General features: G+C 62.3%; 21 protein-coding genes. All 21 read left to right on the forward strand.

The genetic code is table 11. The annotated features are described in order from the left end of the window. Window positions 1–384 precede the first annotated feature (384 nt). The 21 genes from ACMDW7_RS02370 to ACMDW7_RS02470 all read left to right on the forward strand — a co-directional run bounded on the left by ACMDW7_RS02370 (window position 385) and on the right by ACMDW7_RS02470 (window position 25,141). The gene (locus tag ACMDW7_RS02370) at window positions 385–2,301 is read left to right on the forward strand and encodes a tetratricopeptide repeat protein (protein WP_377305917.1); all 1,917 of its coding nucleotides are present in this window, start codon (window positions 385–387) and stop codon (window positions 2,299–2,301) included. A gap of 126 nt (window positions 2,302–2,427) precedes the next feature. Beyond that, the gene (locus ACMDW7_RS02375; RefSeq protein WP_377305915.1) at window positions 2,428–5,307 is read left to right on the forward strand and encodes a hypothetical protein; all 2,880 of its coding nucleotides are present in this window, start codon (window positions 2,428–2,430) and stop codon (window positions 5,305–5,307) included. Window position 5,308: 1 nt separating this feature from the next. Continuing rightward, window positions 5,309–6,280 carry a GNAT family N-acetyltransferase gene (locus tag ACMDW7_RS02380; RefSeq protein ID WP_377305913.1) on the forward strand — a complete coding sequence of 324 codons (972 nt, stop codon included), beginning with the start codon at window positions 5,309–5,311 and terminating at the stop codon, window positions 6,278–6,280. An 11-nt stretch (window positions 6,281–6,291) separates the two neighbouring features. Continuing rightward, window positions 6,292–7,047, forward strand: coding sequence for a class I SAM-dependent methyltransferase (locus tag ACMDW7_RS02385; RefSeq protein WP_377305911.1), 756 nt, complete (start codon window positions 6,292–6,294; stop codon window positions 7,045–7,047). 2 nt (window positions 7,048–7,049) lie between these two features. After that, a complete protein-coding gene (locus ACMDW7_RS02390) occupies window positions 7,050–8,534 on the forward strand; it encodes a hypothetical protein (RefSeq protein WP_414859597.1) in 1,485 nt (494 codons plus the stop codon). 88 nt (window positions 8,535–8,622) lie between these two features. After that, the gene (locus ACMDW7_RS02395) at window positions 8,623–9,078 is read left to right on the forward strand and encodes a sugar 3,4-ketoisomerase (RefSeq protein WP_377305907.1); all 456 of its coding nucleotides are present in this window, start codon (window positions 8,623–8,625) and stop codon (window positions 9,076–9,078) included. A gap of 263 nt (window positions 9,079–9,341) precedes the next feature. Beyond that, window positions 9,342–10,163, forward strand: coding sequence for a CheR family methyltransferase (locus tag ACMDW7_RS02400; protein WP_377305905.1), 822 nt, complete (start codon window positions 9,342–9,344; stop codon window positions 10,161–10,163). Window position 10,164: 1 nt separating this feature from the next. Continuing rightward, window positions 10,165–10,872, forward strand: coding sequence for a chemoreceptor glutamine deamidase CheD (gene cheD / locus ACMDW7_RS02405; protein ID WP_377305903.1), 708 nt, complete (start codon window positions 10,165–10,167; stop codon window positions 10,870–10,872). A gap of 57 nt (window positions 10,873–10,929) precedes the next feature. Beyond that, on the forward strand, window positions 10,930–12,045 hold the full coding sequence (locus tag ACMDW7_RS02410; RefSeq protein ID WP_377305901.1) for a protein-glutamate methylesterase/protein-glutamine glutaminase: 1,116 nt from the start codon (window positions 10,930–10,932) through the stop codon (window positions 12,043–12,045). 520 nt (window positions 12,046–12,565) lie between these two features. Beyond that, entirely contained in the window at window positions 12,566–14,059 is a 1,494-nt protein-coding gene (locus ACMDW7_RS02415) for a methyl-accepting chemotaxis protein (protein WP_414859650.1), read from the forward strand. 260 nt (window positions 14,060–14,319) lie between these two features. Then, complete coding sequence (gene flhD / locus ACMDW7_RS02420) at window positions 14,320–14,661, forward strand: flagellar transcriptional regulator FlhD (protein ID WP_377305897.1); 342 nt, start codon at window positions 14,320–14,322, stop codon at window positions 14,659–14,661. A gap of 48 nt (window positions 14,662–14,709) precedes the next feature. Further along, window positions 14,710–15,258, forward strand: coding sequence for a flagellar transcriptional regulator FlhC (flhC, locus tag ACMDW7_RS02425; RefSeq protein ID WP_054125451.1), 549 nt, complete (start codon window positions 14,710–14,712; stop codon window positions 15,256–15,258). A 268-nt stretch (window positions 15,259–15,526) separates the two neighbouring features. Further along, complete coding sequence (gene motA / locus ACMDW7_RS02430) at window positions 15,527–16,390, forward strand: flagellar motor stator protein MotA (RefSeq protein ID WP_377305895.1); 864 nt, start codon at window positions 15,527–15,529, stop codon at window positions 16,388–16,390. Between the two features lie 13 nt (window positions 16,391–16,403). Next, window positions 16,404–17,486: a flagellar motor protein MotB gene (gene motB / locus ACMDW7_RS02435; protein WP_377305893.1), complete on the forward strand. Its 1,083-nt coding sequence runs from the start codon at window positions 16,404–16,406 to the stop codon at window positions 17,484–17,486. Between the two features lie 77 nt (window positions 17,487–17,563). Continuing rightward, complete coding sequence (gene cheY, locus ACMDW7_RS02440; protein WP_377305891.1) at window positions 17,564–17,956, forward strand: chemotaxis response regulator CheY; 393 nt, start codon at window positions 17,564–17,566, stop codon at window positions 17,954–17,956. A gap of 163 nt (window positions 17,957–18,119) precedes the next feature. Next, window positions 18,120–18,731 (forward strand): protein phosphatase CheZ, encoded by a 612-nt coding sequence (locus tag ACMDW7_RS02445; protein ID WP_377306173.1) that lies wholly within the window; start codon window positions 18,120–18,122, stop codon window positions 18,729–18,731. A 169-nt stretch (window positions 18,732–18,900) separates the two neighbouring features. Beyond that, a complete protein-coding gene (flhB, locus tag ACMDW7_RS02450) occupies window positions 18,901–20,049 on the forward strand; it encodes a flagellar biosynthesis protein FlhB (RefSeq protein ID WP_377305890.1) in 1,149 nt (382 codons plus the stop codon). Window positions 20,050–20,060: 11 nt separating this feature from the next. Then, the gene (gene flhA / locus ACMDW7_RS02455; protein ID WP_377305888.1) at window positions 20,061–22,139 is read left to right on the forward strand and encodes a flagellar biosynthesis protein FlhA; all 2,079 of its coding nucleotides are present in this window, start codon (window positions 20,061–20,063) and stop codon (window positions 22,137–22,139) included. 56 nt (window positions 22,140–22,195) lie between these two features. Continuing rightward, entirely contained in the window at window positions 22,196–23,716 is a 1,521-nt protein-coding gene (gene flhF, locus ACMDW7_RS02460; protein WP_377305886.1) for a flagellar biosynthesis protein FlhF, read from the forward strand. Next, a complete protein-coding gene (locus ACMDW7_RS02465; protein WP_377305884.1) occupies window positions 23,709–24,413 on the forward strand; it encodes a hypothetical protein in 705 nt (234 codons plus the stop codon). Before flhF ends, ACMDW7_RS02465 begins: the two co-directional genes overlap by 8 nt. 14 nt (window positions 24,414–24,427) lie before the next feature. Next, window positions 24,428–25,141, forward strand: a complete 714-nt coding sequence (locus ACMDW7_RS02470) for an RNA polymerase sigma factor FliA (RefSeq protein WP_377305882.1) — start codon at window positions 24,428–24,430, stop codon at window positions 25,139–25,141. The last annotated feature ends 41 nt before the right edge of the window (window positions 25,142–25,182 follow it).

The raw sequence follows: 25,182 nt of genomic DNA on the forward strand, positions 1-25,182 counted from the left end.
GAAGCCTGCCCCGCACTCAGTGGGGGTCGGGCCACGGAGCGGTTGAGAAGTCCGTTCCGTTGGGCAGTGTTTCGGCCCCCTGTCAAGAAACTTGAGGCAAAGCGATGCGTGCCTCGATTCATCGGCCATGTGGATGAAGCGGAGCAGATGCACTTGCGCGCCCATCGCAAGTGCCGCCTTGTTCAGACGCGCACGCATTCGGCAGTTCGCGGTGGAACTTGAGTCGGCGCAAACACACGGCGTGTGTCGGACCATCAACATCTGCCAGATGCCGAACTGCGCGGCTTGTGTCGTGCTGTTCGATCGATCTGCTACGGGGCAGCGACCTACAGTTTGTGGAGTTCCGTGCCAAACCGGCCGCAAATCCATAGATGAATGTCCACCATGAGCAAGCGATCTGGAATTCGACCCCTGCGCGCAGATCGGTCTGCAACGACCGAGCACGTTGCACGCGCCATGGCTGCGCAACAGTGGCAGCAAGCCGAGAAGCAGCTCCATGCCGCCGCGCGGGTGCAGCCCGACGATGATTGGGTGCTGCTCAATCTGGCGCAGGTCACGCGCAAGCAAGGCCGTCTGGCCGAGGCGATCGACTACGCGACCCGAGCTCTTCGAGCGCAGCCGGGCCTGGCAATTGCGCGCCGAATTCGCGCCGACTGTCTGCGCCAGCAGGCGCGATACGCCGAAGCCAGCATGGACTACGCACAGATTGCAGACTCGGACTGTCAGGACGCTGAGCTGCTGGTCGAGGCCGGGCTGTGCTTCATGTCCGCGCAACGCTTCCAGGACAGCATCGGCGCCTATCTCCGGGCAATGACAATCGCCCCCGACCTTGCCCGCGCGCACATGGGCCTGGGCGGCACGCTGCGGATGATCGGCATGTATCAGGAAGCGGCAGAGAGCTTTCGAACCGCCTATTTGCTGGAGCCACGCCTGATCCAGCATCTGGGTCACACCATCTTCAATCACCAACTGGCGTGCTCGTGGGGGAGCATGGGCGCTGATTTGAAGGCGCTCGACGAGGGCCTGCGCGCCGACCACGCCCTGACCGTCGACCCGTTCATCGGCATGGCCGCAGGCCTGAATGCGGAGATGCAGCGGGTACTCAACAGCCGCGTTGCACGGCAGATCTGTGATCCGATCAAGCCGCTTCCCGCTTCCGGTCTGCGCTGGGACGGCACGCGCAGACTGCGTGTGGGCTATGTCTCCGCGGATTTCTGCAACCACGCCACCATGCTGCTCTGGATCGAGGCTCTTGAACTGCATGATCGCGCTCGCTTCGAGATCTTTCTGTACTCCTACAGCCCGAACGATGGATCGGAACTGCGCCGGCGCACGGTGGCTGCCGCCGAACACTTTGTGGAAGTCGGTGAGCTATCCGATCTCCAAGCCGCGCAGCGTATTCGCGACGATCAGATCGACATCCTGATTGACCTCAAGGGCTATATCAAGGATGCCCGCCCCGGCATCATGGCCTACCGACCTGCGCCTGTGCAGGCCGCCTTCCTCGCCTACCCGGGGACCATGGGCAGCCCGGTGCATGACTACGTGATTTCGGATGCCGTCGTTTCGCCCATCGAACTTGCACGCCACTATTCCGAAAAGATTGCACAGCTCCCTCACTGCTATCAGCCCAATGACCGGCAGCGGCGTATCGGTACCGCCGTGTCTCGCACCTCGCAGGGACTGCCTGAGTCCGGGGTCGTGTTCTGCTGCTTCAACCAGAACTACAAGATCACGGAGTCCGGGTTTGGATCGTGGATCCGGATCCTTCGCGAGGTGCCCGGCAGTGTGCTCTGGCTGCTCGGTTCGAACCCGCAAGCTGAACGCAACTTGCGCGCGGCGCTCGAGTCTGCGGGGCTTGATCCGACAAGGATCGTGTTTGCGCCCAAGACCGGGATTGCAGATCATCTGGCTCGATTGCAGTTGGCCGATCTGTTCCTCGACACCCTGCCGGTCAATGCACACACCACCGCATCGGATGCCTTGTGGGCCGGTGTTCCTGTCCTGACGCAGCAAGGCGAGGCATTCGCCGCGCGAGTGGCAGCCAGTCTGGTGCGGGCCGTGGGGCAGCCCGAGCTGGTTTGCCAGACTGCGGACCAGTATGTCGAGCTGGCCGTCGAGCTCGCCAGGTCGCCGCAACAGCTGGCGAATCTGCGTGCCCGGCTGCGTGAGGCGCGAGAGCGCAGCCCCCTGTTTGACAGCAGGCGCTATGCGCGAGACTTTGAAGCGCTCTTGGTACGCATGGCACAACGCCAAGCGCAAGGTCTGCCACCTGATCATCTCCCGGCCTGTCGCGATTGAGCTTTCTGGTCAGACCGGCAGGCTTTAGGCCCGCTTTTTCGAGGATCAGGCGCTCAAGTTCCCTCATACGCTGCCACTCAGTCTGAATGAGCCAGCGCTGGCTCGCTTCATGAGAAGGCCCCTGCCATGAGTGAACTGCCCCGCGTCCATCTGACCGTCATCCAGCCGGCTGGCTATGTCCACTCGCTGGGCTTTGTGGATCAGGCACGATTTGTGGGCTATCAGATTGAGCGCTTCGGTGCAGAGGTGAGCTTCGCCAAGAACCGGCTGCGCCATGACGCTGTCAACATTGTGTTCGGCGCCCACCTCGGCTTTGACCCTACATTGCGCGAGCGCAATGCATGCATGTTCTTCAATCTGGAGCAGCTCGGGCCCGGTGGAGCGCCGGTCAGCGCTGAATATCTTTCCTTGCTGCGCACCTCTGCGGTCATCGACTACGACTCCGGCAACGTTTCGGCCTACTGCTCGACGCCGGCCGATGTCCCGCTGGTGCCCTTTCTCAACGCGCCCTATTTGAAGCAGGATGCCCCGGCGCTGGAAGACCGGCCGATCGACCTGCTGTTCTTCGGGAGCATGAATGAGCGGCGACGCCATTTCATTGAACGGATCGAGTCGAACGGCGTGTCCGTCAGCACCTTTGACGGTGTCGTCTATGGGCCCGAGCGCGATCAGTACATCCGGCAGGCCAAGGCGGTACTCAACTGCAGCTTCTACGAGACCAGCCGCTTCGAACAGGTACGGGCATCGCACTGCCTGTCGCTCGGAACGCCCGTCATTTCCGAACGACGCGCGGCCCTGAGTCCGCCTGCCGCGTTCGAAGACGCGGTCTTCTGGCTGGATACACAACAGCCTGAGCTGTTCTTTCAAGGGTTCTTCGGCAGTACCGACTTCTACGCTTCGGCAAGGCAAAAGCTTGCAGGCTTCGAGCGTCTTGACCCCGTTGAGGCCTATGCGGACTTGATGGCATTTGCGGCCGGCTTCTACCGTGGCCACTCGTCGTCACGCTCCGTTCATGCGCTCCAGCCCGCCAAGATCCACATGCTCGGGGGGCGAGAGTATCGGCTCGGTTGGTGCAACGTGTCGGCTGACGAGTCGCAAGCGCCTGATCTGATTCTGGATCTCGCGAGACCGCAAGCCTTCCCGATCCACGGTGAGTCGCCATGGACAGGGCAGATCGAGATGGCCCCAGAGGGTGCGGAATTGATTGACGCTGGTGACGCCCCCGCCTATGCCGACGACATTGCACACTTCATGCGCAATGCCTTGAGCATGCTGGCCGAAGGGGGGCAGCTGCACATCGACGTGCCGGTCGGCGACTCCACGTACTCTGCGCATGATCCGCGCATCAAGCGCCAATTCACGGAACACTCCTGGCACATCTTCTGCGAAGGCGCTGCAAAGCTCGGCTGGATCGACGCACGGTTCGAGCGAGCCGAGCTGACGTGGGTCGATGCACATGGCCAGCCTGCGTCGGTTCAGAGCGCAGCACGCATGCGCCTCGTGCTGAGAAAGCGCTTGGCGACCCCGGCAGAACGCACACTTGCGCGCGTCATGCGGCAGGACTTTGGAAGCTTCGATGACGTTCCTTCCTCAGCGAAGGATCCGCGCGTTCAACCGCAGTCTGTTGATGTGGACGAAGTGCGAGTCCGCGTGGAGTCAGGAACCCACCACGCGTTGACACCTTCGACTGTCGTACCGGTCGAGCCTGCGCCTCTTGCGCTCCAGGCCACCGCTGAAGTTGAACGCGCCCAGGCGCTGCACGCTGCAGGCCGGCATGCAGACGCGCTCTGGCTGATTGCCGACAGCGTCAACAAGACGTTCATGGCGCCCGGTGTTGCCCACCACAGTCTGTACTACCCCGGGTTCGACCAGATCCTCGAGCGCATGGCCTACTCCATGGCCGCGCAGCACCGCGGCGCGAAGACTCGTGCGACACAGGCAAATCACCTTTTAATTGCCACGGAGCTCTATGAGCTGGGCGGCCACTCCAAAATCGTCGAAGAGCTTTGCAAGGAGCTCGAGAACCCCGTGCTTGTGCTGACAGATCTGTTCGGCCACATAAATCGGAATCCCGAAGGTTTTGCGTGGATCGAAAGCCGACTGGCGGGTGCTCAAGTACTCACGCTTTCGCCCGGCGATCTGTGGCAGAAGTCTGGCGACCTTCATGAGCTTGTGCGTCAACTGCAGCCGAGAAGCGTGTGGTATCTCTCACATCACCAGGATCCGATCCCCTTCGTGGGAACCTTGGGTGCGGGCAGTGTGAGTCGTGCGTTTGTTCATCACTGTGACCACAATCCGAGCCTGGGCGCGAGCCTGAAGAGCGTCCGCCATGTGGACATCACCGACAAGCTGCAGGAGACCTGCTCTCAGTTTCATGGCGCCGATACTGAGTTGCTGCGCCTCTATGTTGCGGATCAGGGTAGACGCCCGACGACGGCAGTCAGTGGCAACGCCTTTTCGACAGTTACTGCGGGGCGCTCCGGCAAGTTCTCACAGACCGGCCCGGTGGCTTTATCGCGGATCATCGGCACGGCGCTCGGTGCGACCTCCGGGCTTCACTATCACATCGGTCCGCTAGAAGCGGAGTGGGAGCGCGAGGTCCGAACGACGCTGCAGGCTGCGGGTATCGATCCATCGCGCTTTGTCGCGGTCGGTGCAGTGCCGTCTCTGTGGGAGTCACTCAAGGCAATCGACGTGGCCGTCTATATCGGCTCGGCGCCCGTGTCTGGGGGGCGCGGCGGTGTCGAGGCTCAGGGGTGCGGTCTGCCCGTTCTGTTCTATACCGGATTTGAGCAAGGGTCGTTGCTGGCGGACTATTCATCCTACGCCGACGCAAAGCTCGGCTGGAGCACATGTGAGGAACTCGCGGAGAGGCTGATCGACGTCAGCGTGGACTACGAACAGCACAGTGATGCCGCGCGTGCCTTCTATGCAGAGCACTTCTCTCGTGGTGGCTTCACACGGACCGTCCGGCGGCTGATCCGCGGAGCGTCCAAGGCGGCCTGACGTGGAATCGAACTCCATCATGGTGCGTCCATACACCGCGTCCGATCACGCAACCTGGGACGGGTTCGTACGGACTGCGCGCAACGGTTGCTTCATGTTTGAGCGCAACTACATGAACTATCACGCGCATCGCTTCAGCGACGCATCGCTGATGGTGTTTGACGAAGATAGGCTCTGCGCGGTGCTCCCGGCGCACTTGCACCAGATGGATGGCGAGAAAGTCCTGTCCAGCCATGGCGGCCTGACTTTTGGCGGACTGGTTGTCGGCGTATCTGCCGGGGCGGGCGATCAACTGCGGTACGTCCGTGCTGTGTGCGATGCCGCAAAGTCCGCCGGCTTCTCGCGGCTGACCTACCGCACCATGCCGCACTTCATGCACCGCGAGCCTTCCGAGGACGATGTGTACGCGCTGTTTCAGGCGGGTGCGCGGCCAGTCCGCATTGATCTGGCACACACGTTGGACCTGACCCACCGGCCGGTGCTCAGTGCAAAGCGCCGCAACTGTATCGCCAAGGCGCAAAGGGCGGGGGTCGAGGTCCGCCGAAGCACGGATTTCGGGTCTTTCTGGAGCATCCTGGAGTCCGTGCTTGATACCAGGCACGCCCGCAAGCCGACTCACAGCGTGGACGAGATCCAGTTGCTCGCAGGCCGGTTTGAGCAGATCCAGCTTGTGGCTGCGGTCGTACCCAACGCGGCGGGCGAAGAAATCCTTGCAGGTGCGGTGACGTATCAGTTTGACCGGGTCCTGCACGTCCAGTACCTCGCAAACAGCGACCGCGGACGAGCTGTGTGTGCACTCGACGCCGTGATCGCGAACCTCATTGAGCAGGCAGCTGCACACAATCAATGGTTCAGCCTGGGCGTGTCGACCGAGCAGGAAGGCAGGGTGCTCAATGAAGGGCTGTCCTGGCAGAAGGAGTCCTTCGGCGCACGGCCCACAACCCTGACAACGTGGTCGCTGGCACTGAACTAGAAGGAGACAACGTGGCTTCGGAAACGCGGGATATCGCTGCCTATGAGGCAGCCTACGAGAGCAGTGACTTCGAGGTGGTCCAGGCAGAGATGCGCAAGCGGATCGTTGTCGGACTCATCAAGCGCATCGGGGTGCGACGCATTCTCGAAATCGGCTGTGGCGCCGACGCCATCTTCAATCACTTGACGGACTTCGACTCCTGCGTGGTCGTCGAGCCTGGCAGCCGCTTTGCCGACAAGGCGAGGTCCGATGCGTCCGGAGACTCCCGAGTGAACATTGTTCAAGGCCTGCTCGAAGACGTCTCGGATCAACTTGCCAGCCGCGCGTTCGACCTGATTCTCGTCAGCGGGCTCCTTCACGAACTTCCGCGCCCCGAGGGCATTCTTCGGACGGTTCGGCCTTTGTGCTCGGCATCGACAGTCGTTCATGTAAACGTCCCGAACGCCAGATCGCTGCATCGGCTGCTGGCGCTGGAGATGGGGCTCATCAGTAACCCTGCCGAGACCTCGGAGCGTCAGAAGCGTCTTCAGCAGGCGCACACCTTTGATCTTGCGGGCCTTCGCTCACTCTGCGAGAGAGAGGGTTTCAAAGAGTTCGATAGTGGCTCGTACTTCATCAAGCCCTTCGCGCATGCGCAGATGGCACAACTGCAGTCCATGGGCTTTCTGGACGAGCGCATGCTCGACGGGTTGTTCGGGCTTGAAAAGCACCTTCCTGGGCTCGGGTCGGAGATCTTCATCAACATGCGCGCTGCGTCGGGAGCATAGCCATGACTTCGATTGCAGGTCACACTGAAGCACCAATCTTTGTCGGCGGGACGCTGGCTTCAGTGGTTGCCGTCACCGAACGTGCTGCGAGAGGCTTGCCCAGCGTCCTGGTCAACCCTGGTGGTCCTCTGGGGGGCTACTTCGCGGGCATCGAGGCTGGGGGGCGGCTCTGGGATGCCGGTATGGTGCTGTACGAGTTCACGTCATTTCGTGAGCCTGCAGACGAGCCGGACATCCGCTCATACGACCCGATGAAGCGCAACGATGTGGGCCGGTTCTGTGCGACTGTGCGCCGCTACGTCGGGCGCCACCAACAGACCCGTATCGTCACGACGCCCGAACTGCAGCTGAACGGCCAGTGGTGGCCGGACTTCCTGCTGGCCAACCGAGGCGATTGGCTCTCAAAAATGCCATGGGCGCGTGGTGCGCTCGCGGAGATCGAGGCAGGCCTTTCAAGCTCCTCACCCTGGCATCCGCGCACCAAGCTAGCTTGGCCGGACGACGGGACGGACCATGCCGGACAGCCGCTGATCTACGACGCAGTGTCTCGTGCCAACCATGGTGAAACTGTCCATCACGAGCTTGTTGTGCCCTTCCTGCGCAAGGTGATGAACTGCGAGGCATCCGGTCTCAGCGCCCTGTATCACCGCATGAATTGGGCCCCCCTGTACTGGCCAGAGACCTTGCGAGGATGGCTGGCCGACGAGCCGGTTCAGCTCCCAGATACAGAGTTCAGTCACCCGGTGGGCCAGCCTGTTGCGGCAATGATCCGAACCCTTGTCAAAGATCTCAGAGCGTCGCCTCTGGTTCGCGTGATTGAAGACAGACTCTTGTCCATGCGGCCGACAGCACGCGGCTTTACCCTGCGCTTGCAAGCGCAAGGCGAGCTGCAGACGCCGGAGCTGATCTGGGCGCAATCTCCTGCACAAGGCCTGCAAGCCGCTGGCCTGCCGACGGCAGGTGTCGACGACAGACTTCCCTTGATGATCGGCCTGCTCGAGGTGCCGACGAGTTGCGTCCAGCGTCCAGGCAGCGTTCAGCACCTGCTGGATCCGTCCCTGGGCATCTATCGCGTGACGCACAGCAGCGCATGCGCAGACGAGTCACAGGACGGATTCGTAGCCCTGACGGTCGAGGCCAATCCCGGCTGGTTCGATGCTGTCCATGGAACCGGCCTGTCTGAAGGCGAAGCCATCGACGCAATCATGCGGGATCTGGCACGCGCTGGTGTGCTGGCCTCCGATGGAACGCCGCGCTTCACGAAGCTGATCAAGCTGGCCGGCGCGCTGCCGCTACCAACGCCGCGCGCCGTTCAAGGGTTCCTGGCTGACCGGGCTGCTCTTCTGAGCGCATGTCCCGGTATTCAGCTGATGGGTCCCGCAGCCGGGCCATTCGCAAATTCGATGTCAGACCAGATCGTGCAAGGACTCGCCTGCGGCGCGTTTCGCGATACAGCGCTGCCCGCGATGCAGCAGGAATACGCCTGAAGCACCCGCTTTTCGCCGGATTGCAGAACTCAAGCTTCCATAGACTGCTTCCATAGGTCTGATTCGGACCCATTCGGAGCAGCGCACCATGGCCTTGATTGACTGCCAAATCTGCGATTTGCCAAAAGTTCATGACCCTCGCGGCAGCCTGACGTTTATCGAGTCCGGCAGGCAAATCCCGTTTTCGATTCAACGCGTGTACTACCTGTACGACGTACCCGGCGGGTCCGAGCGCGGTGGGCATGCCCACCGAAAACTGCATCAGTTCATGATCGCGATGTCAGGCAGTTTCGACATCGTGCTTGACGACGGGTTCGGCCGAAAGCGGGTGCATCTGAACCGCTCCTATCAGGGCCTGTACATCCCGCCCATGACATGGCGTGAGCTCGACAACTTTTCTTCGGGCAGCGTATGCATGGTGTTGGCGTCCGAGTTCTACACAGAGGCCGACTACATGCGCAACTACAGCGATTTCATGTGTGAAGTTCATAGCGCTGCACTTCGGCAATCGCAGGCGGCGCACGAGCTTGCCGAAGCGGTCTAGCAGGATCGCGCGCTCTTCTATGGACCGATGGGCATCAGCTGGGTGAAGCGGCGCGCATCGGGCTCGACGAAGCCCATTGCTTCTCGACTCAAGTCCTTGCGCGATCGTCCCATTGGGTAGGAGCAGGTCGAGCGTACCGGACAGCGCTTCGACGACGGAATCGTCGACCCGCTGTGCAGACTGCGGGATCTTTCCAGTCCTTTTCCAAAGATCGTGCCCGAGCGGTCTGACTCAGAATCGGCTTGACAGAGGAACGCTCCATCATGATCGAAGACGTTGTCCAGGCCCGCGAGTTCGACTTTTCCGCCGCAGACTTCGAGCGCGTGCGAAAGCTCATCTATGGCAAGGCTGGCATCAACTTGAATCCGTCCAAGCAGCAGATGGTCTACAGCCGGCTGTCGCGGCGTCTGCGCGACATCGGCCAGCGAAGCTTTGCGTCCTATCTGGATGATCTCGAGCGCCGCGACGATGCAGGCGAGTGGCAGCAGTTCATCAATGCCCTGACGACAAACCTGACCAGCTTCTTTCGTGAAGCGCACCATTTCCCGGTGCTCGCCGAGTACCTGAGAACCTTGAGCGGCCCGGTCAGAGGCTGGTGTTCCGCAGCCTCGACTGGCGAGGAGCCGTACTCCATTGCCATTACGGCCAGTGAGGCTATCGGCAAGGCGCGGCTTTCACTGCTCGCGACTGACATCGACACGAGTGTGCTTGAGCGCTGCCGTCGCGGGGTGTACGCCGATGAGCAGACCAAGGGGCTGAGCGACGAGCGTCTCAAGCGCAACTTCCTGCGTGGCAAGGGCAGCAACGAGGGCATGGTCCGGGTACGGCCGGAGCTTGCCCAGCAGATCGAGTTTGCGCAGTTCAACCTGCTGAACGCGACCTGGAGCCTGGGAAAGCCCTTCGATTTCGTGTTTTGCCGCAACGTTCTGATTTATTTCGACAGGCCAACGCAGGACACCGTGCTGCGCAAGATCCACTCGGTACTGAAGCCAGGCGGTCTCTTGTTTATCGGTCATTCTGAAAACTTCTCCGAGATGCGAGAGCTGTACCGCCTCAAGGGAAAAACCGTCTACGAACGGATCTGAGATGCTCGCAACGTCACCTATTTCAAGCGTCGGGCGAGTGGGTCTGCCGCCGCTCGCCGCGGCAAAGACCGTTTCATCGACACCCTCAGCGCGTCCATCCAGACTGGATGAACTCAAGCGGCGACCGCGTGTGTCCGGTCAGGCGAGCTTTTTCTACTTCGAGTCAAGCTTTCAGATCGATGCCGTCAAGGTGCTGCCGGGCGAGTACTACGTCGACACCCAGCCGATCCAGATCGTCACCGTGCTCGGCTCATGCATCGCCGTGTGCCTGTGGGACGCCCAGATGCGCGTCGGAGGCATGAACCACTTCATGCTCCCGCATGGCGACGGGAAGGACACGAGCGGGCGCTACGGCGTGCATGCAATGGAACTGCTCATCAACGAGATGCTCAAGCAGGGAGCGCGCCGAAGTGCCATCCAGGCCAAGGTGTTTGGTGGCGGCCAGGTGATGAAGACGTTCACCTCGCTCAATGTCGGCGAGAAGAACACCGAGTTCGTGCTGGAGTTCCTGCGCACCGAACGCATCCCGATTCTGTCCAAGGATGTTCTGGACATCTACCCGCGCAAGGTCTGCTTCTTTCCGGACACTGGCAAGGCCATGGTCAAGAAACTTGCTTCCACGCATGAGGTGGAGATCCAGGAGGCCGAGCGCGCCGCCGCGGTCAAGCCGGTTGTGGCGCCCAAGGGCGGCGATATCGAGCTGTTCTGATCCAGATTCAACGAACTCGTCCAGCATTGGGCGCATGAGCATCCCGGGAGACCTGGAATGACAAAGACCAAAGTTGTGGTGGTAGACGATTCAGCGCTGGTCCGAAGCTTGCTGACCGCCATCATCAGCCGCCAGCCCGACATGGAAATCGTCGGTGCTGCGAGCGATCCGTATGTGGCGCGCGAAGTGATTCGAACCACGAATCCGGATGTCGTGACGCTGGACGTGGAAATGCCTCGGATGGACGGGCTCGACTTCCTCGAGAAGATCATGAGGTTGCGTCCCTTGCCGGTCGTGATGATTTCGACCCTGACGGAGCGCGGCGCCGAAGTGACCTTGAAGGCGCTCGAACTCGGCGCAGTGGACTTCGTCACAAAGCCGAAGCTCGGCATTACCGAGGGTCTGGAGCGCGCAGGGGCCGAAATCATCGAGAAGATCCGGATCGCATCGCGTGCCCGCGTGAGTCGGCGTGCGCCGGCACAAGCGACGGCCGCCGTCGGTGCCGCGCATGTCCTTCCGAGTGGGCACCCCTCTCAGGGCGCAGCCAAGGTTGCACCAAGCAGCTTCTCGCGGGCGAGTACCGAAAAGATGATTGTCATCGGCGCATCGACCGGCGGCACTGAAGCGCTGAAGAGCGTTCTGATCAAGTTGCCGCCTGACTCGCCAGGTGTCCTTGTCACGCAGCACATGCCCGCGGGGTTCACCCGCTCGTTTGCGCAGCGTCTGGACGGCTTGTGCCGCATCCGCGTGAGTGAAGCGGTGGACGGCGAGCGCGTGCTTCCCGGTCACGCCTACATCGCCCCAGGCGGGCGGCATATGCGGGTGGACCGCTCCGGTTCGAACTATGTGGTCCGTCTCGAGGACACCGAACCGGTGAACCGCCATCGCCCCTCTGTTGAAGTGCTGTTTCGCTCGGCTGCGACCAATGTCGGCCCGAATGCCATCGGCATCATGCTGACGGGCATGGGCAAGGACGGTGCGGATGCCATGAAGCTCATGCGCGACGCCGGTGCGTACAACTATGCGCAGAATGAAGCGACATGCGTGGTTTACGGCATGCCCCGGGAAGCCGTGGCCGCCGGTGCGATCGACGAAGTGCTGCCTCTGGACGGCATCGCTGATGCCGTACTTGAGCGTCTGCGTGCATCGGGTGGTTTGGGTAACCGCGTCTGACGAATTGACGGTGGAGGACAAATCATGCGCAGAAGCATTCCCGTGGGCCGTCAGGCGCGCAGCACCTGGAGCGAGAGGTCAGGATCACGCACGATCGAGCGCCACGCCGCAGGCAGCGTGTGGAGCTGGCTGCGAGACGCGTTCAGCCCGAGCCGCTGGCAATCGGTCGACCGAAAGGCGCCGGTGAGAGTTGCTCCGCGACGCCATCCGCCGCACGGCTAGAGACGCGCGTCGTAGCCGGTACGAGTGATGAAGGCCGCACGCAGTCAAGCCGTCCAGCAATCGCACCGCGATGCGGCACGGCGAGTCAGCAGATCGTGCATGACGATCTCGCAGGCTGTGGCGAGCGCCCGAAACGCATCAGGCGATCGAATTGACACATTGGGCCGGGTATCAAAGATCGATACCGCGCCCGATCTCAGAAAGTAGGAGATTGAACATGGGACGCTTCAATTTGCGATCTTGGAAGATTGCAGTTCGGCTTGGGTTGGGATTCGGCACAGCAATGCTCCTGATGGTCATGATTGCCGCCGGAGCCTCTTTGACAATGGCCCAGATGGCGGGCGCTGCAAGCGATCTGGTCGACACAGACGTACCGACGGAGCGACTTATGCGGGAATGGGAATCGGCCGCACGCATGAACGACATCCGCGTCACCGCCATCGCCAAGTCCTTCGACGCCGGGGTGCTCACGATGCTCAAGCCCGAGATTGCAAGATCCTCGGCGCGCATCGGCGAGATCGAGTCCATGATGCGGAAGCTTGACGCTGATGCCGACTCGATCGCGGTGCTGGAGCGTATCAATGCAGCCCGCGCGAAGATGAGCGCCGCGCGAAAAAAGACGATCGACTTCAAGGATCAGAACCTGCAGGAGGAGGCGCTACAGGCCTACGAGCAGGAGTACCGCCCGGCATTCAAGAGCTACATCGAATCGGTTGTTGACGGGGTCAAGTTCCATTCGGGTCACGTTGAGCGCGTGGTCAGCGAGTTCAAGAAAGACTATCAGCAGGGCATGATCCTGCTAGTCGGCGGCAGCCTGGTGGCAGTGCTGCTTGGCATCGGATTCGCGTGGGTGGTGGTTCGGTCAATTACGGGGCCGCTGCACCGTGCCATTGACGCCGCCAAGCGCGTAGCCGCGGGCGATCTGGATATCAACGTCGAGTCCCGGAGCAATGATGAAGCGGGCCAGCTGCTCAATACGCTGAAGATGATGATCGAGAGTTTGCGGTCCACGGTGTCATCTGTTCGCAGCGTTGCGGGTTCTATCACCACCGCCAGTGCCGAAGTCGCAACCGGCAACCAGGATTTGTCTGGCCGTACCGAACAGACGGCGAGCAACCTGCAGCAGACTGCCGCGTCCATGGCGCAGCTCTCGCAGACCGTGAACCAGAATGCCGAGGCGGCGCGTACTGCCAGCCAGCTCGCAGCCAGCGCATCCTCTGTGGCCCAGCAGGGTGGTGAGGTCGTCGGAAAGGTCGTCCACACCATGAACGACATCACGGTGGCCAGCAAGAAGATCAGCGAGATCATCGGCGTGATCGACGGCATTGCCTTCCAGACCAACATCCTGGCGCTGAACGCCAGTGTGGAAGCCGCTCGGGCTGGTGAGCAGGGCCGCGGCTTTGCCGTGGTGGCCAGTGAAGTACGTAATCTTGCCGGCCGCAGTGCTGAAGCCGCCAAGGAGATCAAGACACTGATTGGTGCCAGTGCCGAGAAGGTCGAGACTGGCAGCCAGCTCGTGGAACAAGCCGGCGCCACCATGGCCGAGATCGTCGCCAGCGTGCAGCGCGTGACGAACATGATCGGTGAGATCACCGCGTCCACCACGGAACAGGCCAGCGGCATCACTCAGGTCAATCAGGCCGTAGGCCAGCTGGATCAGATGACCCAGCAGAACGCTGCGCTGGTGGAGCAATCCGCAGCCGCCGCGGAGAGCCTGAAGGATCAGGCGCAGCGCCTAGCGCAGGCGGTTGGGGTATTCAAGATCAGCTCGAGCCGAACAGCGCAGGCCTAAAGCTCTCGCTCCTTCTGCCGACAACCTCAGGGGGTCACCGGATCTTCGCTCAGCGCCGCACTGCCGCATAAGCCTCCAGCCGTCCCGAAACCCGCACCAGTACTCGATCTTCGCAGGCTTGTAGGAATCTGTCCTACAAGCCTGTTGTCGTTTTGGACGACGCGTGAATCAGCCGGATTCCGATACTTTGAATTGGCTTGGATTTCCAGAATGCACCCATGGCGACAACAACAGCGCGCCAGTTCAAAAGGAGCAAGGAAATGACCACGCAACGTACCGAACAGCTGCTCGCAGACATCCGCGAAGCCAATCTCACCTACATGATGCTCGCCCAGCATCTGATCCGCGAAGATCGTGAAGCCGCAATGTTCCGCCTCGGCGTGAGCGAGGAAGTGGCCGACATCATCAACACCCTGTCGCCCGCGCAACTCATGAAGATTGCGGCAAGCAACACCCTCGTGGCCCGCTTCCGCTTCGATGACGAGATGGTGTGGAACCTTCTGATTGAGTCCAAGCGTCCCCAGGGCCCGGCGCAAGACAGCCCCTACGCCCGCCTGCACGCCCGCATCCTGGTGGCCAGCGCGTCGACAGACGCGATCTGATCAGCCCGCCACTGAAGATTCAGAACGCAGAGGAAAGGAAACCACATCATGGCCACGAAGAGCCTTCTCAAGGAAAACGCCCAGATTCAACGCGCCATCGAGCTGATCAAGCTCGGCGCCCGCCTGCAAGTGCTCGAGAGCGAGACGGATCTCTCCTACGAGCGCCTGCTCAAGCTGTACAAGGAAGTGGCTGGCAAGTCGCCGTCCAAGGGCATGCTGCCCTTCTCGACGGACTGGTTCCTGACCTGGCAGCCCAACATTCATGCCTCGCTGTTCCTGAATATCTATGAGTTCCTGAACAAGACGACCGAGGCTGACGAAATCGACAACGTCATTCGTGCCTACAAGCTCTATGCAGAGCAGATCGCGCTGGATGGTGTTGAACCCCTGCTGACCATTACACGAGCGTGGCGTCTCGTGAAATTCGTCGACTCCGGCATGCTGACCATGACGAAGTGCAAGTGCTGCGGTGGCCACTTCGTCAACCACAGCTACGAGCTGTCCAAGGATTACGTGTGCGGTCTGTGCAACCCGCCGGCGCGTGCTGGCAAGGGGGCAACCAACAAGGCCCGCGCAGAAGATTCGGTTCCGGTCTGATGCGTTGCCGCCGCCTCGCTCAAGTCGAGGCGTGCGCTGCCGAAATGCTGTTTGGAACAGTCATGTTTCCTTCCTCCCTCACCTGAAGGCGCGAGCCGTAACGGTGTTTATGAGCGGGCAAAAGCCCGCTCTTTTCTTTTCATCGATCGCAGTGCCGCGCGGGCATCATCTCTCAAGGCGGATTCTGTTCTCGCCGAAGACCTGAAGCAGGGATGCCCCCCGTTGTGCGCGCCAGCCTCCGGCGCGCGACGCCCACCTAGGAACTGCGATGTTCATCATCATTGGCTATGTCGTCGTGATCGTCTGCGTGTTCGGCGTGTACGCAGCGGTGGGCGGCAACATGGCCATCATTGCCAAAGCGGCTCCAATCGAGCTGGCCATCATCTTCGGTGCGGCGATCGGTGCGTTCCTTGTCGCCAACAGCATGAAGGTCATCAAGGCGACAGCGGCTGCTGTGCCTGCGCTGTTCAAGGGTTCCAAGCAGACCAAGGCGCGCTACATGGAGTTGATGGCGCTGCTCTACGACATTCTCTCGAAGGCGCGCAAGGAAGGGCTCATGTCCATCGAAAAGGACGTTGAAGACCCCCACAACAGCGCGCTCTTCAACAAGTATCCGCTGGTCTCCGGAGATCACCACCTCGTCGAGTTCATCACGGACTACCTGCGTCTCATGGTGTCAGGCAACCTGAATGCCATCGAGATCGAAAACCTGATGGACAACGAGATCGAGACCCATCATCACGAGGCGCACGTGCCCGCGCATGCGGTTCAGTCCATGGCCGATGGCCTGCCTGCATTCGGCATTGTGGCGGCGGTGCTCGGTGTGGTGAAGACGATGGCCTCGGTCGGGCAGCCCCCGGCGGTGCTGGGCGCCATGATTGCCTCAGCGCTTGTCGGTACCTTCCTGGGCATTCTGCTCGCGTACGGCTTCGTGGGCCCGTTGGCCAGCCTGATGAATCAGCATGTAGACGAAGCCACCAAGGAACTGCAGTGCATCAAGATCACGCTGCTGTCGTCTCTCCAGGGCTACGCGCCTGCGATCGCTGTGGAGTTTGGACGCAAGGTCCTGTACTCCACCGAGCGTCCGACCTTCCAGGAGCTGGAAGCCCACGTGAAGCAGAAGAAGGCTTGAGCGGGTCTGCAGCATGGCTTCTGACAAGGCTGTCCAGCCCATCATCATCAAGCGCATCAAGAAGGTCTCGGGTGGACATCATGGTGCAGCATGGAAGATTGCCTACGCCGACTTCGTGACGGCGATGATGGCGTTCTTCCTGTTGATGTGGCTGCTGGGGTCCACCACGAAGGGTGATCTGAAGGGCATTTCGGACTACTTCAGCAACCCCATCGCACTCACGCTCTCCGGCGGCTCCGGTGCCGGAGATGCCACCAGCCTGGTCATGGGGGGGGGCGAGGATCTGTCGCGCCGCTCGGCCAACATGCACAAGGGGCAGGACCCTGAGGAACAGCGCCGCATCCAGCGTGAGGCACGCGATGCAATTGCCAAGGTGGACCGGGCAGCCATGGCTGCGCTCAAGGACAAAGTCCAGCAAGCCATCACCAACAACCCCAAGCTGGCCGACTACAAGTCCCAGGTCCGGCTCGACGTGACCAAGGAAGGGCTGCGCATCCAGATCGTCGACGATCAGGGACGACCCATGTTCGATAGCGGATCTGCGGTCGTGAAGGACTATATGCGCGGCTTGCTGCGCGAGATTGCGGCCGTGCTCAACACCGTGGATTACAAGGTTTCTCTGTCCGGTCACACGGACTCGCGGCCCTTCGGGAGCACCGAGATGGGCTACAGCAACTGGGAGCTGTCTGCGGATCGTGCGAACGCGTCTCGGCGAGAACTGCTCGCTGGCGGCATGCAGGAGCAGAAGATCGTCCGCGTGGTGGGCCTGGCGGCGAGCCAGCCCATGGAAGGCATGCAGCCGGACGCGGAAGTGAACCGGCGGATCAGCATTGTGGTGCTGACCCGTGCCGCTGAAGACGATTTGGCGGCCGCCGCGCGCGCGCCCGAGCCGGAACCTGTGGAGAAGACGCCGTTCATGAAGGTCCTGGAAGGCTCTACCCCGCCCCCGGCGCCCAATTCGGCAAATGGTGCTCCCGCCATACCGGCTGTTCAGGCTGCGCAGTCCGCAGGCGCGGTGGCGCCCGCGTTGCCTGCAACCCCCAGCTTTCCCCAGTCCGCCGAACAAAAGCCGTTTGTCGTGACTATTCCACGCTAGCCCACACTCAAGACCTTTCGCTTGCGTGCCGAAACAAGATCCAAACCCGGAATCCCTGCATACCGAGGAGCTGACCGATGTCTGCCGAAATGAAGTTCCTGATCGTTGACGATTTCTCCACCATGCGTCGCATCGTGCGCAACCTCCTCAAGGAGCTCGGCTACAGCAACGCCGAAGAAGCCGAAGACGGCCAGGTGGCGCTCAACATGCTGAAGTCTGCCCACTTCGATTTCGTGGTGAGCGACATCAACATGCCCAACATGAACGGCTTTGAGCTGCTTCAGGCGATCAAGGCAGATCCCGCGATCAAGCACCTGCCCGTGCTGATGGTGACCGCTGAAGCACGCAAGGAAGACATCGTCCTGGCGGCCCAGAGCGGCGCGGCCGGCTACATCGTCAAGCCTTTCACCAAGGGCACCCTTGAGGAAAAGCTTCAGAAGATTCTTGCCAAGATGGCACAACCCGCTTGAGAAAGGGTCATTGATCATGGATCAGGCCACTGCCATCAACGACATGGATCTCGACGCGCTGTTCGACACGGCGGCATCCGGCCCCGCTTCAGTCGCTCCAGCTCCCGGCGCAGCGTCTGCGCCGGCGCCGACTGGGCGCACCCAGGCTGCCGGTGCCGGGCCGATGCCGGCTGTTGCCCCTGAGGCCGGCGTCGTGCATGTCTATCAGCGGGTTGGCGAACTCACGCGCACGCTGCACAACACCCTGCGCGATCTGGGCTACTACAACGAGATCGAGGACTCGCTCTCGAACCTGCCAGACGCCAAGTCGCGCCTGACCTACATCGCACGCCTGACAGGCGAGGCCGCCGAGAAGGTGCTCAACGCGGTGGAGGTCGCCCAGTCGGAGCAGGATGCGCTGGCCGAGCGCGCCAAGGCTGCACGCGCTGCCTTGCTGGAAAACCCGGTCAAGGCTGTGGCTACCGGAGGGGTGCTCGACTTTGTGGACGCGGTCATTGCCAATACGGCCAAGACCAACGCCACCCTCACGGACATCATGATGGCCCAGGACTTCCATGACCTCACCGGTCAGGTCATCCGAAAGGTTGTCTCACTGGCGGGCAACATGGAAACCCAGCTCGTGAAGCTGCTGGTCGAAGTCACGCCTCCCGAGCAGCGCCAGAAGATCAAGCAGGACGAAAAGCTCGGCGGCCCGGTGGTGAACCCCGAGGTTCGCGCCGATGTGGTCAAAGGCCAGGGTGACGTGGACGATCTGCTTGCATCTCTGGGCTTCTAAGCCTCGCAGGGCGTAGACACGCCGTCAACATCTTCAAGCGCACCTCAAGGGGCCGGAAATAGGCGGGGCTTTCCCCGTCTTTCCCGGCCTTTCGCGCGCTCAAGTCTCCGAATAATGCTGCCGATAGCACCTCGCTTCCGGGGTGCGCACCCAGAGTGCTCGGCAGCCCATGGCAGAAGAAAGCGGTCAGGACAAGTCTCTACCAGCGTCAGCGCGCAAGATTGAGCGCGCACGCGAGGAGGGGCAGGTCGCGCGCTCGCGCGACGTAGGGCACGCGCTCGTCCTCGGCGCCAGCTTCGCCATGCTGGGCGTGCTCATGCCCTGGATCTTTGAGCGACTGACCGCGCTCATGCGTACCGGCCTGCGCTTTGATCGCGCCGCACTCACGGACGCATATGCCTCCAATCTGATTCACGGCCAACTGGTCGCGGGCCTGGAAATCTGGGCTCCGTTCGGCATTGCCGGCGCCCTGATGGGCGCTGCCGGCGCGGTGGCCGTGAGCGGCTTCATCTTCACCGGCAAGCCGCTGATTCCTCAGTTCAACCGGATTGATCCGATCAGCGGCTTTGGGCGCCTGTTCTCTGCACAGTCTCTTGTCGAGAATCTCAAGCTCTTTGTCGTTCTGATGGCTCTGGTGGCCCTGACCGGCTACATCGCTTGGGTCTATGGGGGGCAATGGATGGCGGTGACCACCATGCCGCTTCAGTCTGCCCTCCCAGAGGCCGGTTTCACCCTCCTCAAGGCCGTCTTCTGGCTCATCGGCTTCGTGATCTTTGTTGCTGTACTGGATGTGCCGCTTCAGATCTGGCGTCACAAGGAAAACCTCAAGATGACCGTTGAGGAAATGCGCCAGGAGCACAAGGAGACCGAGGGCAACCCCGAGATCAAGAACAAGATCCGTCAACTGCAGCGCCAGGCCGCACGTCAGCGCATGATGGCTGCGGTCCCTACTGCCACCGTGATCGTGACCAACCCCACGCACTACGCCGTGGCCTTGGCCTGGGACGAGCAGACTGGCGGTGCGCCCAGGGTGGTGGCCAAGGGCGTCGACGCCGTCGCAGCAAAGATTCGCGAGCTTGGAGCAGAGCACAAGGTGCCCCTGCTCGAAGCCCCGCCACTGGCGCGGGCGCTTTACACGCATGTGGAGATCGAGCAAGAGATTCCGGCCACCCTGTACGCCGCCGTGGCACAGGTCCTCGCCTACGTCTTCCAGCTCAATGCATCGCTGCGTGGCGATGCGCTGACACCTTCCGCCCCGAGCAGCATCGCCATCCCTGCGGGTATGGATCCGCTCGAATCGCCGCCCAAGACCGTCTGAGTCACTGAGCCATGAACCTGAAGAAGACACTGGACCAATTCGGACTGCGCGACGTTCCACTTGCGACGCTGGCGCTGCCTTTCCTGATCCTCATGATCCTGGTCATGATGATCCTGCCTCTGCCCCCGTTCCTGCTGGACCTGCTGTTCACCTTCAACATTGCGGTGAGTCTTGTGGTGTTGATGGTGGCGGTATTCACGGTCAAGCCCCTAGACTTCTCCTCCTTCCCGGTGATCCTGATGATCACCACGATCATGCGACTGTCATTGAACGTGGCGTCCACGCGCGCAATCCTCATGAACGGTCATGAAGGCACCGGTGCCGCAGGCAAGGTCATCGAGGCATTCGGCCATGTGATCATTGGCGGGAACTTCTTCGTCGGCATCATCCTGTTTGCCATCCTGATGGTCATCAACTTCGCGGTGATCACCAAGGGTGCCGGCCGGATTGCCGAGGTCGGTGCCCGCTTTGCCCTGGATGCGATGCCGGGCAAGCAGATGGCGATCGACGCAGACCTGAACGCAGGGTTGATCGACGAGAAGGAAGCCCGGAAGCGTCGTACCGAGGTCTCTCAGGAAGCCGATTTTTACGGCAGCATGGATGGTGCCTCCAAGTACGTGCGCGGCGATGCGATTGCCGCCATCCTCATTCTGTTCATCACCATGATCGGCGGCTTTGCGTATGGCGTGGTGGCGCATGACATGTCGATGGCCGATGCCGCGAACAACTATGTGCTCCTGTCGATCGGTGATGCGCTGGTCGCCAGCGTGCCCTCGCTGGTGATCTCGATCGCAGCGGGCCTGATTGTTTCGCGTGTGGGCGACTCCGAAGACATCGGTGGCCAGCTCATCAAGCAGATGTCCGTGGCGCCCAAGGCACTGGGCATCTCGGCCGGCTGTCTGGCCATTCTCGGCATCGTCCCCGGCATGCCGCACTTCGTGTTCCTGCTCCTTGCCGCAGTGCTGGGGTATGGCGCCTGGTATCTGAAGCAGCGCGCCCTCAAGCAGCAGGCCCAGCCCGCCAAGGCAGAGGAGCCGGTAGCCAAGCCCAACGAAGCGAGCTGGGACGATGCCGCGCCCGTGGATGTGCTGGGCCTGGAGCTGGGCTATCGCTTGATCAATCTGATAGAGAAGGGCAGCGAGACCGACCTTCTTGGCCGCATCAAGGGTGTGCGCCGCAAGTTCGCGCAGGAAGTCGGCTTCCTGCCGCCCTCGGTGCACGTGAAGGACAACCTCGATCTGCGTCCGGGCAGCTACCGGATCATGCTCAAGGGCGTTGCGGTTGCCGATGCCGAGGCCTTCCCGGGCATGCATCTGGCGATCAACCCCGGTGGTGCCACGCAGAGCTTGCCCGGCACGCCAACGAGCGACCCGGCCTTCGGCCTGCCGGCGATCTGGATCGAGGAATCGATGCGTGAGACGGCGCACGCTGCGGGCTACACCGTGGTGGACGCCTCCACAGTCGTGGCGACGCACCTGCATCACGTGATGCAGACCCATGCGTCCAAGCTGCTTGGCCGCCAGGAAGTCCAGCAGCTCATGGATCACGTCAACAAGTACGCCCCCAAGCTGCTGGAAGACGTCATCGGCAAGACCGTGCCCCTGGCCGCCTTCCAGAAGGTGCTGCAGAACCTGCTGGAGGAGGGTGTGCACATCCGCGATCTGCGCACCATCGTCGAGACCCTGGCCGAACACGGCACCCGCACGCAGGACCCGGCCGATCTCACCGCACAGGTTCGTGCGAGCCTGGCCCCCGCCATCGTGCAGACCATCTACGGCCGGACGCAGGACCTTTCTGTCATTGCCTTCGAGCCGGGCCTGGAGCGCGTTGTCGTTCAGGGTCTGGCGAGCGAGCAGGGCGCCGGCATCGAACCCGGTCTGGCCGACACGCTGGTCAAAGCGGCAGGCAACGCCGCCAATGCGCAGGAAGAGCGCGGTCACCCGGCCTGCCTGCTTGTCCCGGATCGTGTCCGCATGCCCCTGGCCCGCATGCTCAAGCGCGCTGCACCCCGCCTGCGCGTGTTGGGCCACTCCGAAATTCCTGATTCCCACTCCATCTCGGTGGGCTACCTGATTGGGGGTGCAGCCTGAGATCGGCACTGCTGATCCAGCGCTCCACCCCGCACTGATCTCCCTGGAGAGACACCATGAACCTCAAACGCTTTGTCGCCAAGTCCAGCCGTGAGGCACTCAATCAGGTTCGACTCGAATTCGGCGATGACGCAGTGATCATCTCGAACAAGAGCGTGCCCGGCGGGGTCGAAGTCCTCGCCATGCCCTCGGCCGACGTGGATGCCATCAGCCCGCCGCCCTCGGCACCCGCTGCCAAACCTGCGGGCACGCCTGCCGGCCGAGCCGCTGCGCCGCGCGTACCGGCTGCTGCGAAGCCCGCTGCCGCCGCCGCGCCTGCTGCCGCGAGCCGCAGCAAGGCCATACCGAACAACCTGCCTGCACAAGTCGAAGAGGATCTCGCGCAGCTCGAGATGAGCACTCTGTCCTTCCAGGACTATGTACGCCAGCGCTTGATGAACAAGCGCGCCCAGAACCAGGAGCAGCAGATCGCTACGCCTGCTCAGCCCGCGCGTCCTGCCGCCGTGTCACCTCGGATGGCAGCACCCGCAACCGCTCCGATGGCGGCGCCCGCGGCTGCGGTTGCCCCGCAGGCAGGGGCGGTCATGCCCAGCTTGAGCATGCCCGGCACCCCCGCATCAGAGCCCATGCTCGCCGGCGAGCTGCGTGCCATGCGCAGCCTGATCCAGGAGCAGCTCTCCCTCATGACACTGATGGATGGCGCACGGCGCCAGCCCGCGCAAGGCAAGGCGATGCGCCTGCTGGCCGGGGCTGGGTTCTCGCCGATGCTGACGCGCGAGATTGCCCAGCGCGTGCCGCAGCACGTGGATGAATCCCAGGTGGAGAGCTGGCTGCTTGACCTGCTGGCGCGCAATCTCAAGTGCGATGAAGCGGATCCGCTGGGTGCGTTCGCCGAAGGTGGCATCTTCGCGCTCGTCGGCCCTACCGGCGTGGGCAAGACCACTACTGCCGCCAAGATCGCGGCGCAGTTCGCAATGCGTCATGGTGCCCATGAAGTCGGCCTGATTACCGTGGACACCTATCGCATGGCTGCGCATGAACATCTGCGCGGCTTCGGCCGACTGATCGGCGTGCCCGTCTATGCCGCTGCCGACGCCACCGCGCTGGCCGATCTGCTGTCCCTGCTGTCGTCCAAGAAGCTGGTGATCGTGGATACGGTCGGTGTCGGTCAGCGTGATGAGCGTGTCAAGGACCTGCTGGGCATGCTTGCTCACCCCCGCATGCAGCGTGTGACCGTGCTCAACGCCAGCGCGCAGCCCGAGACCCTGGACGATGTCGTGCGCGCCTATGGCACCGCGAGCCATCGCGGCGTGATCCTGTCCAAGATCGACGAATCCGTAAAGCTGGGCCCTACGCTGGATGTCTGCCTGCGCCACAAGCTCAGCATCGCCGGGCTGACCAACGGCCAGCGCGTGCCGGAAGATTGGCACCCCGCCCACCGTGCCATGCTGGCGCACAAGGCGCTCAAGCATCAGTCGCAGGGCGCGTTCTCGATGCTCGAAGGCGACATCGGCCTTTCAATGGGCCTGGCCGTGGCTTCCGGTCAGGGTGGACAGGGGGGCTATCTGCATGCATGACATCGGCCGAGGCGGACTGTCCCGCCGGATGGATCAGGCCCTGGGCCTGAAGCAGATGTTCGGCGTGCGCGACACCCTGGTGGTACCTGTACTGGCGCCCGTCCAGGACGAGGCGGCCGGCGAGGTGCTGGCCCAGCTGATGGCCGACCTGGAGCGCCTGGGCGAGCCCTGCACCCTGCTGGATGCCCGCGGTGCCCGGCATGTGGATGATCTTGCCCACCAGATCCTGATGACCGCCCGGATGCCCGATCGCGACCTGGGGCAGCGCACGGGTGAATTTGGCTCGCCTTTGTCCGGCTTATCACTCGTTTTCGCCGTCATGGCCGATGCCAAGATTGCCGACATCCTAGCCCCCGATTCGGACTGCCTCGTGCTCGTGGACACGCACCCTGCCCGACTGACCCAGACCTACGCCGCTGCCAAGAGGCTCATGCAGGCGCGCCCCGACGTGCGCCAGCAGCTGATCGCCTACGGCGGCAGCCTGAACATGGCTGCGCGCGGCGGCGCACGTGTGGGTTCGTTGCTGACACAGGTGGCGCCTGCGGGGGGTGCGCTCTCCGGCGGCCGCTCAGCCCTGCTGGGCTGCCACGCGCCACGCGAGGGTCTGGTTCAGCAGGTGGCCGAACGTCTGCTTGCACTCTCCTTTGCGGTTCTGCCGCAACCTGCAGTCGCCACGCCGTCCGGCGCACTGCACTGAACGAAGGTCCAGCCATGTACACCGCTACCGGACTTCACGACCGCGAGACCCAGCTCAAAAAGTACCAGCCCATGGTGCGGCGCCTGGCACACCAAATGATCGCCAAGCTCCCGGCCAACGTGGAGCTTGACGACATCGTGCAGGCCGGAATGATCGGCCTCATGGACGCGCTTAGCCGCTACGAGCTGGGCCATGGCACGCAGTTCGAGACCTACGCCACGCAACGCATCAAGGGCGCCATGCTTGACGAGCTGCGCGCCGGCGACTGGCTGCCGCGCAGCGTGCGCAAGAGTCAGCGCCAGATCGAACAGGCGATCCAGAAGGTCGAGCAGCGCACCCACCGCCAGGCGCAGGAAGCCGAGATTGCCAAGGAACTCGGCCTGAGTCTGGACGAGTACCGCGAGCAGCTCTCCAACGCCCACGGCGCGCAGCTGTTCTATCTGGATGATCTTTCCGGTGATGACGATGCCGAAGGCTTTCTTGACCGTCACGCCGTGGAGACTGCAGGCAGCCCGTTGGAAGCGCTGGCCGATGAGCGATTCCGCGGCGCGCTGGCCAGCGCCATCGAGAGCCTGCCTGAGCGCGAAAAGAACGTGATGGGCATGTACTACGAGCACGACATGAATCTGCGCGAAATTGCTGCTGTGCTCGGCGTGACCGAGTCGCGCGTCTGCCAGATCCACAGTCAGGCCGTAGCCCGGCTGCGCACCAAGTTGTCCGCCTGGTAGACGGCACCCCGTCTGCCATGTGATCAGGAACCGAACACAAT

The sequence above is a fragment of the Piscinibacterium candidicorallinum genome (assembly GCF_047549485.1).
GTDB classification, from domain to species: Bacteria; Pseudomonadota; Gammaproteobacteria; order Burkholderiales; family Burkholderiaceae_C; genus Piscinibacterium; species Piscinibacterium candidicorallinum.

Coding starts and splice junctions, on each gene's coding strand:
- ACMDW7_RS02370 (WP_377305917.1), top strand. CDS start 385: ATGAGCAAGCGATCTGGAATTCGACCCCTGCGCGCAGATCGGTCTGCA.
- ACMDW7_RS02375 (WP_377305915.1), top strand. CDS start 2,428: ATGAGTGAACTGCCCCGCGTCCATCTGACCGTCATCCAGCCGGCTGGC.
- ACMDW7_RS02390 (WP_414859597.1), top strand. CDS start 7,050: ATGACTTCGATTGCAGGTCACACTGAAGCACCAATCTTTGTCGGCGGG.
- ACMDW7_RS02395 (WP_377305907.1), top strand. CDS start 8,623: ATGGCCTTGATTGACTGCCAAATCTGCGATTTGCCAAAAGTTCATGAC.
- ACMDW7_RS02400 (WP_377305905.1), top strand. CDS start 9,342: ATGATCGAAGACGTTGTCCAGGCCCGCGAGTTCGACTTTTCCGCCGCA.
- cheD (WP_377305903.1), top strand. CDS start 10,165: ATGCTCGCAACGTCACCTATTTCAAGCGTCGGGCGAGTGGGTCTGCCG.
- ACMDW7_RS02410 (WP_377305901.1), top strand. CDS start 10,930: ATGACAAAGACCAAAGTTGTGGTGGTAGACGATTCAGCGCTGGTCCGA.
- ACMDW7_RS02415 (WP_414859650.1), top strand. CDS start 12,566: ATGATTGCCGCCGGAGCCTCTTTGACAATGGCCCAGATGGCGGGCGCT.
- flhD (WP_377305897.1), top strand. CDS start 14,320: ATGACCACGCAACGTACCGAACAGCTGCTCGCAGACATCCGCGAAGCC.
- flhC (WP_054125451.1), top strand. CDS start 14,710: ATGGCCACGAAGAGCCTTCTCAAGGAAAACGCCCAGATTCAACGCGCC.
- motA (WP_377305895.1), top strand. CDS start 15,527: ATGTTCATCATCATTGGCTATGTCGTCGTGATCGTCTGCGTGTTCGGC.
- motB (WP_377305893.1), top strand. CDS start 16,404: ATGGCTTCTGACAAGGCTGTCCAGCCCATCATCATCAAGCGCATCAAG.
- cheY (WP_377305891.1), top strand. CDS start 17,564: ATGTCTGCCGAAATGAAGTTCCTGATCGTTGACGATTTCTCCACCATG.
- ACMDW7_RS02445 (WP_377306173.1), top strand. CDS start 18,120: ATGCCGGCTGTTGCCCCTGAGGCCGGCGTCGTGCATGTCTATCAGCGG.
- flhB (WP_377305890.1), top strand. CDS start 18,901: ATGGCAGAAGAAAGCGGTCAGGACAAGTCTCTACCAGCGTCAGCGCGC.
- flhA (WP_377305888.1), top strand. CDS start 20,061: ATGAACCTGAAGAAGACACTGGACCAATTCGGACTGCGCGACGTTCCA.
- flhF (WP_377305886.1), top strand. CDS start 22,196: ATGAACCTCAAACGCTTTGTCGCCAAGTCCAGCCGTGAGGCACTCAAT.
- ACMDW7_RS02465 (WP_377305884.1), top strand. CDS start 23,709: ATGCATGACATCGGCCGAGGCGGACTGTCCCGCCGGATGGATCAGGCC.
- ACMDW7_RS02470 (WP_377305882.1), top strand. CDS start 24,428: ATGTACACCGCTACCGGACTTCACGACCGCGAGACCCAGCTCAAAAAG.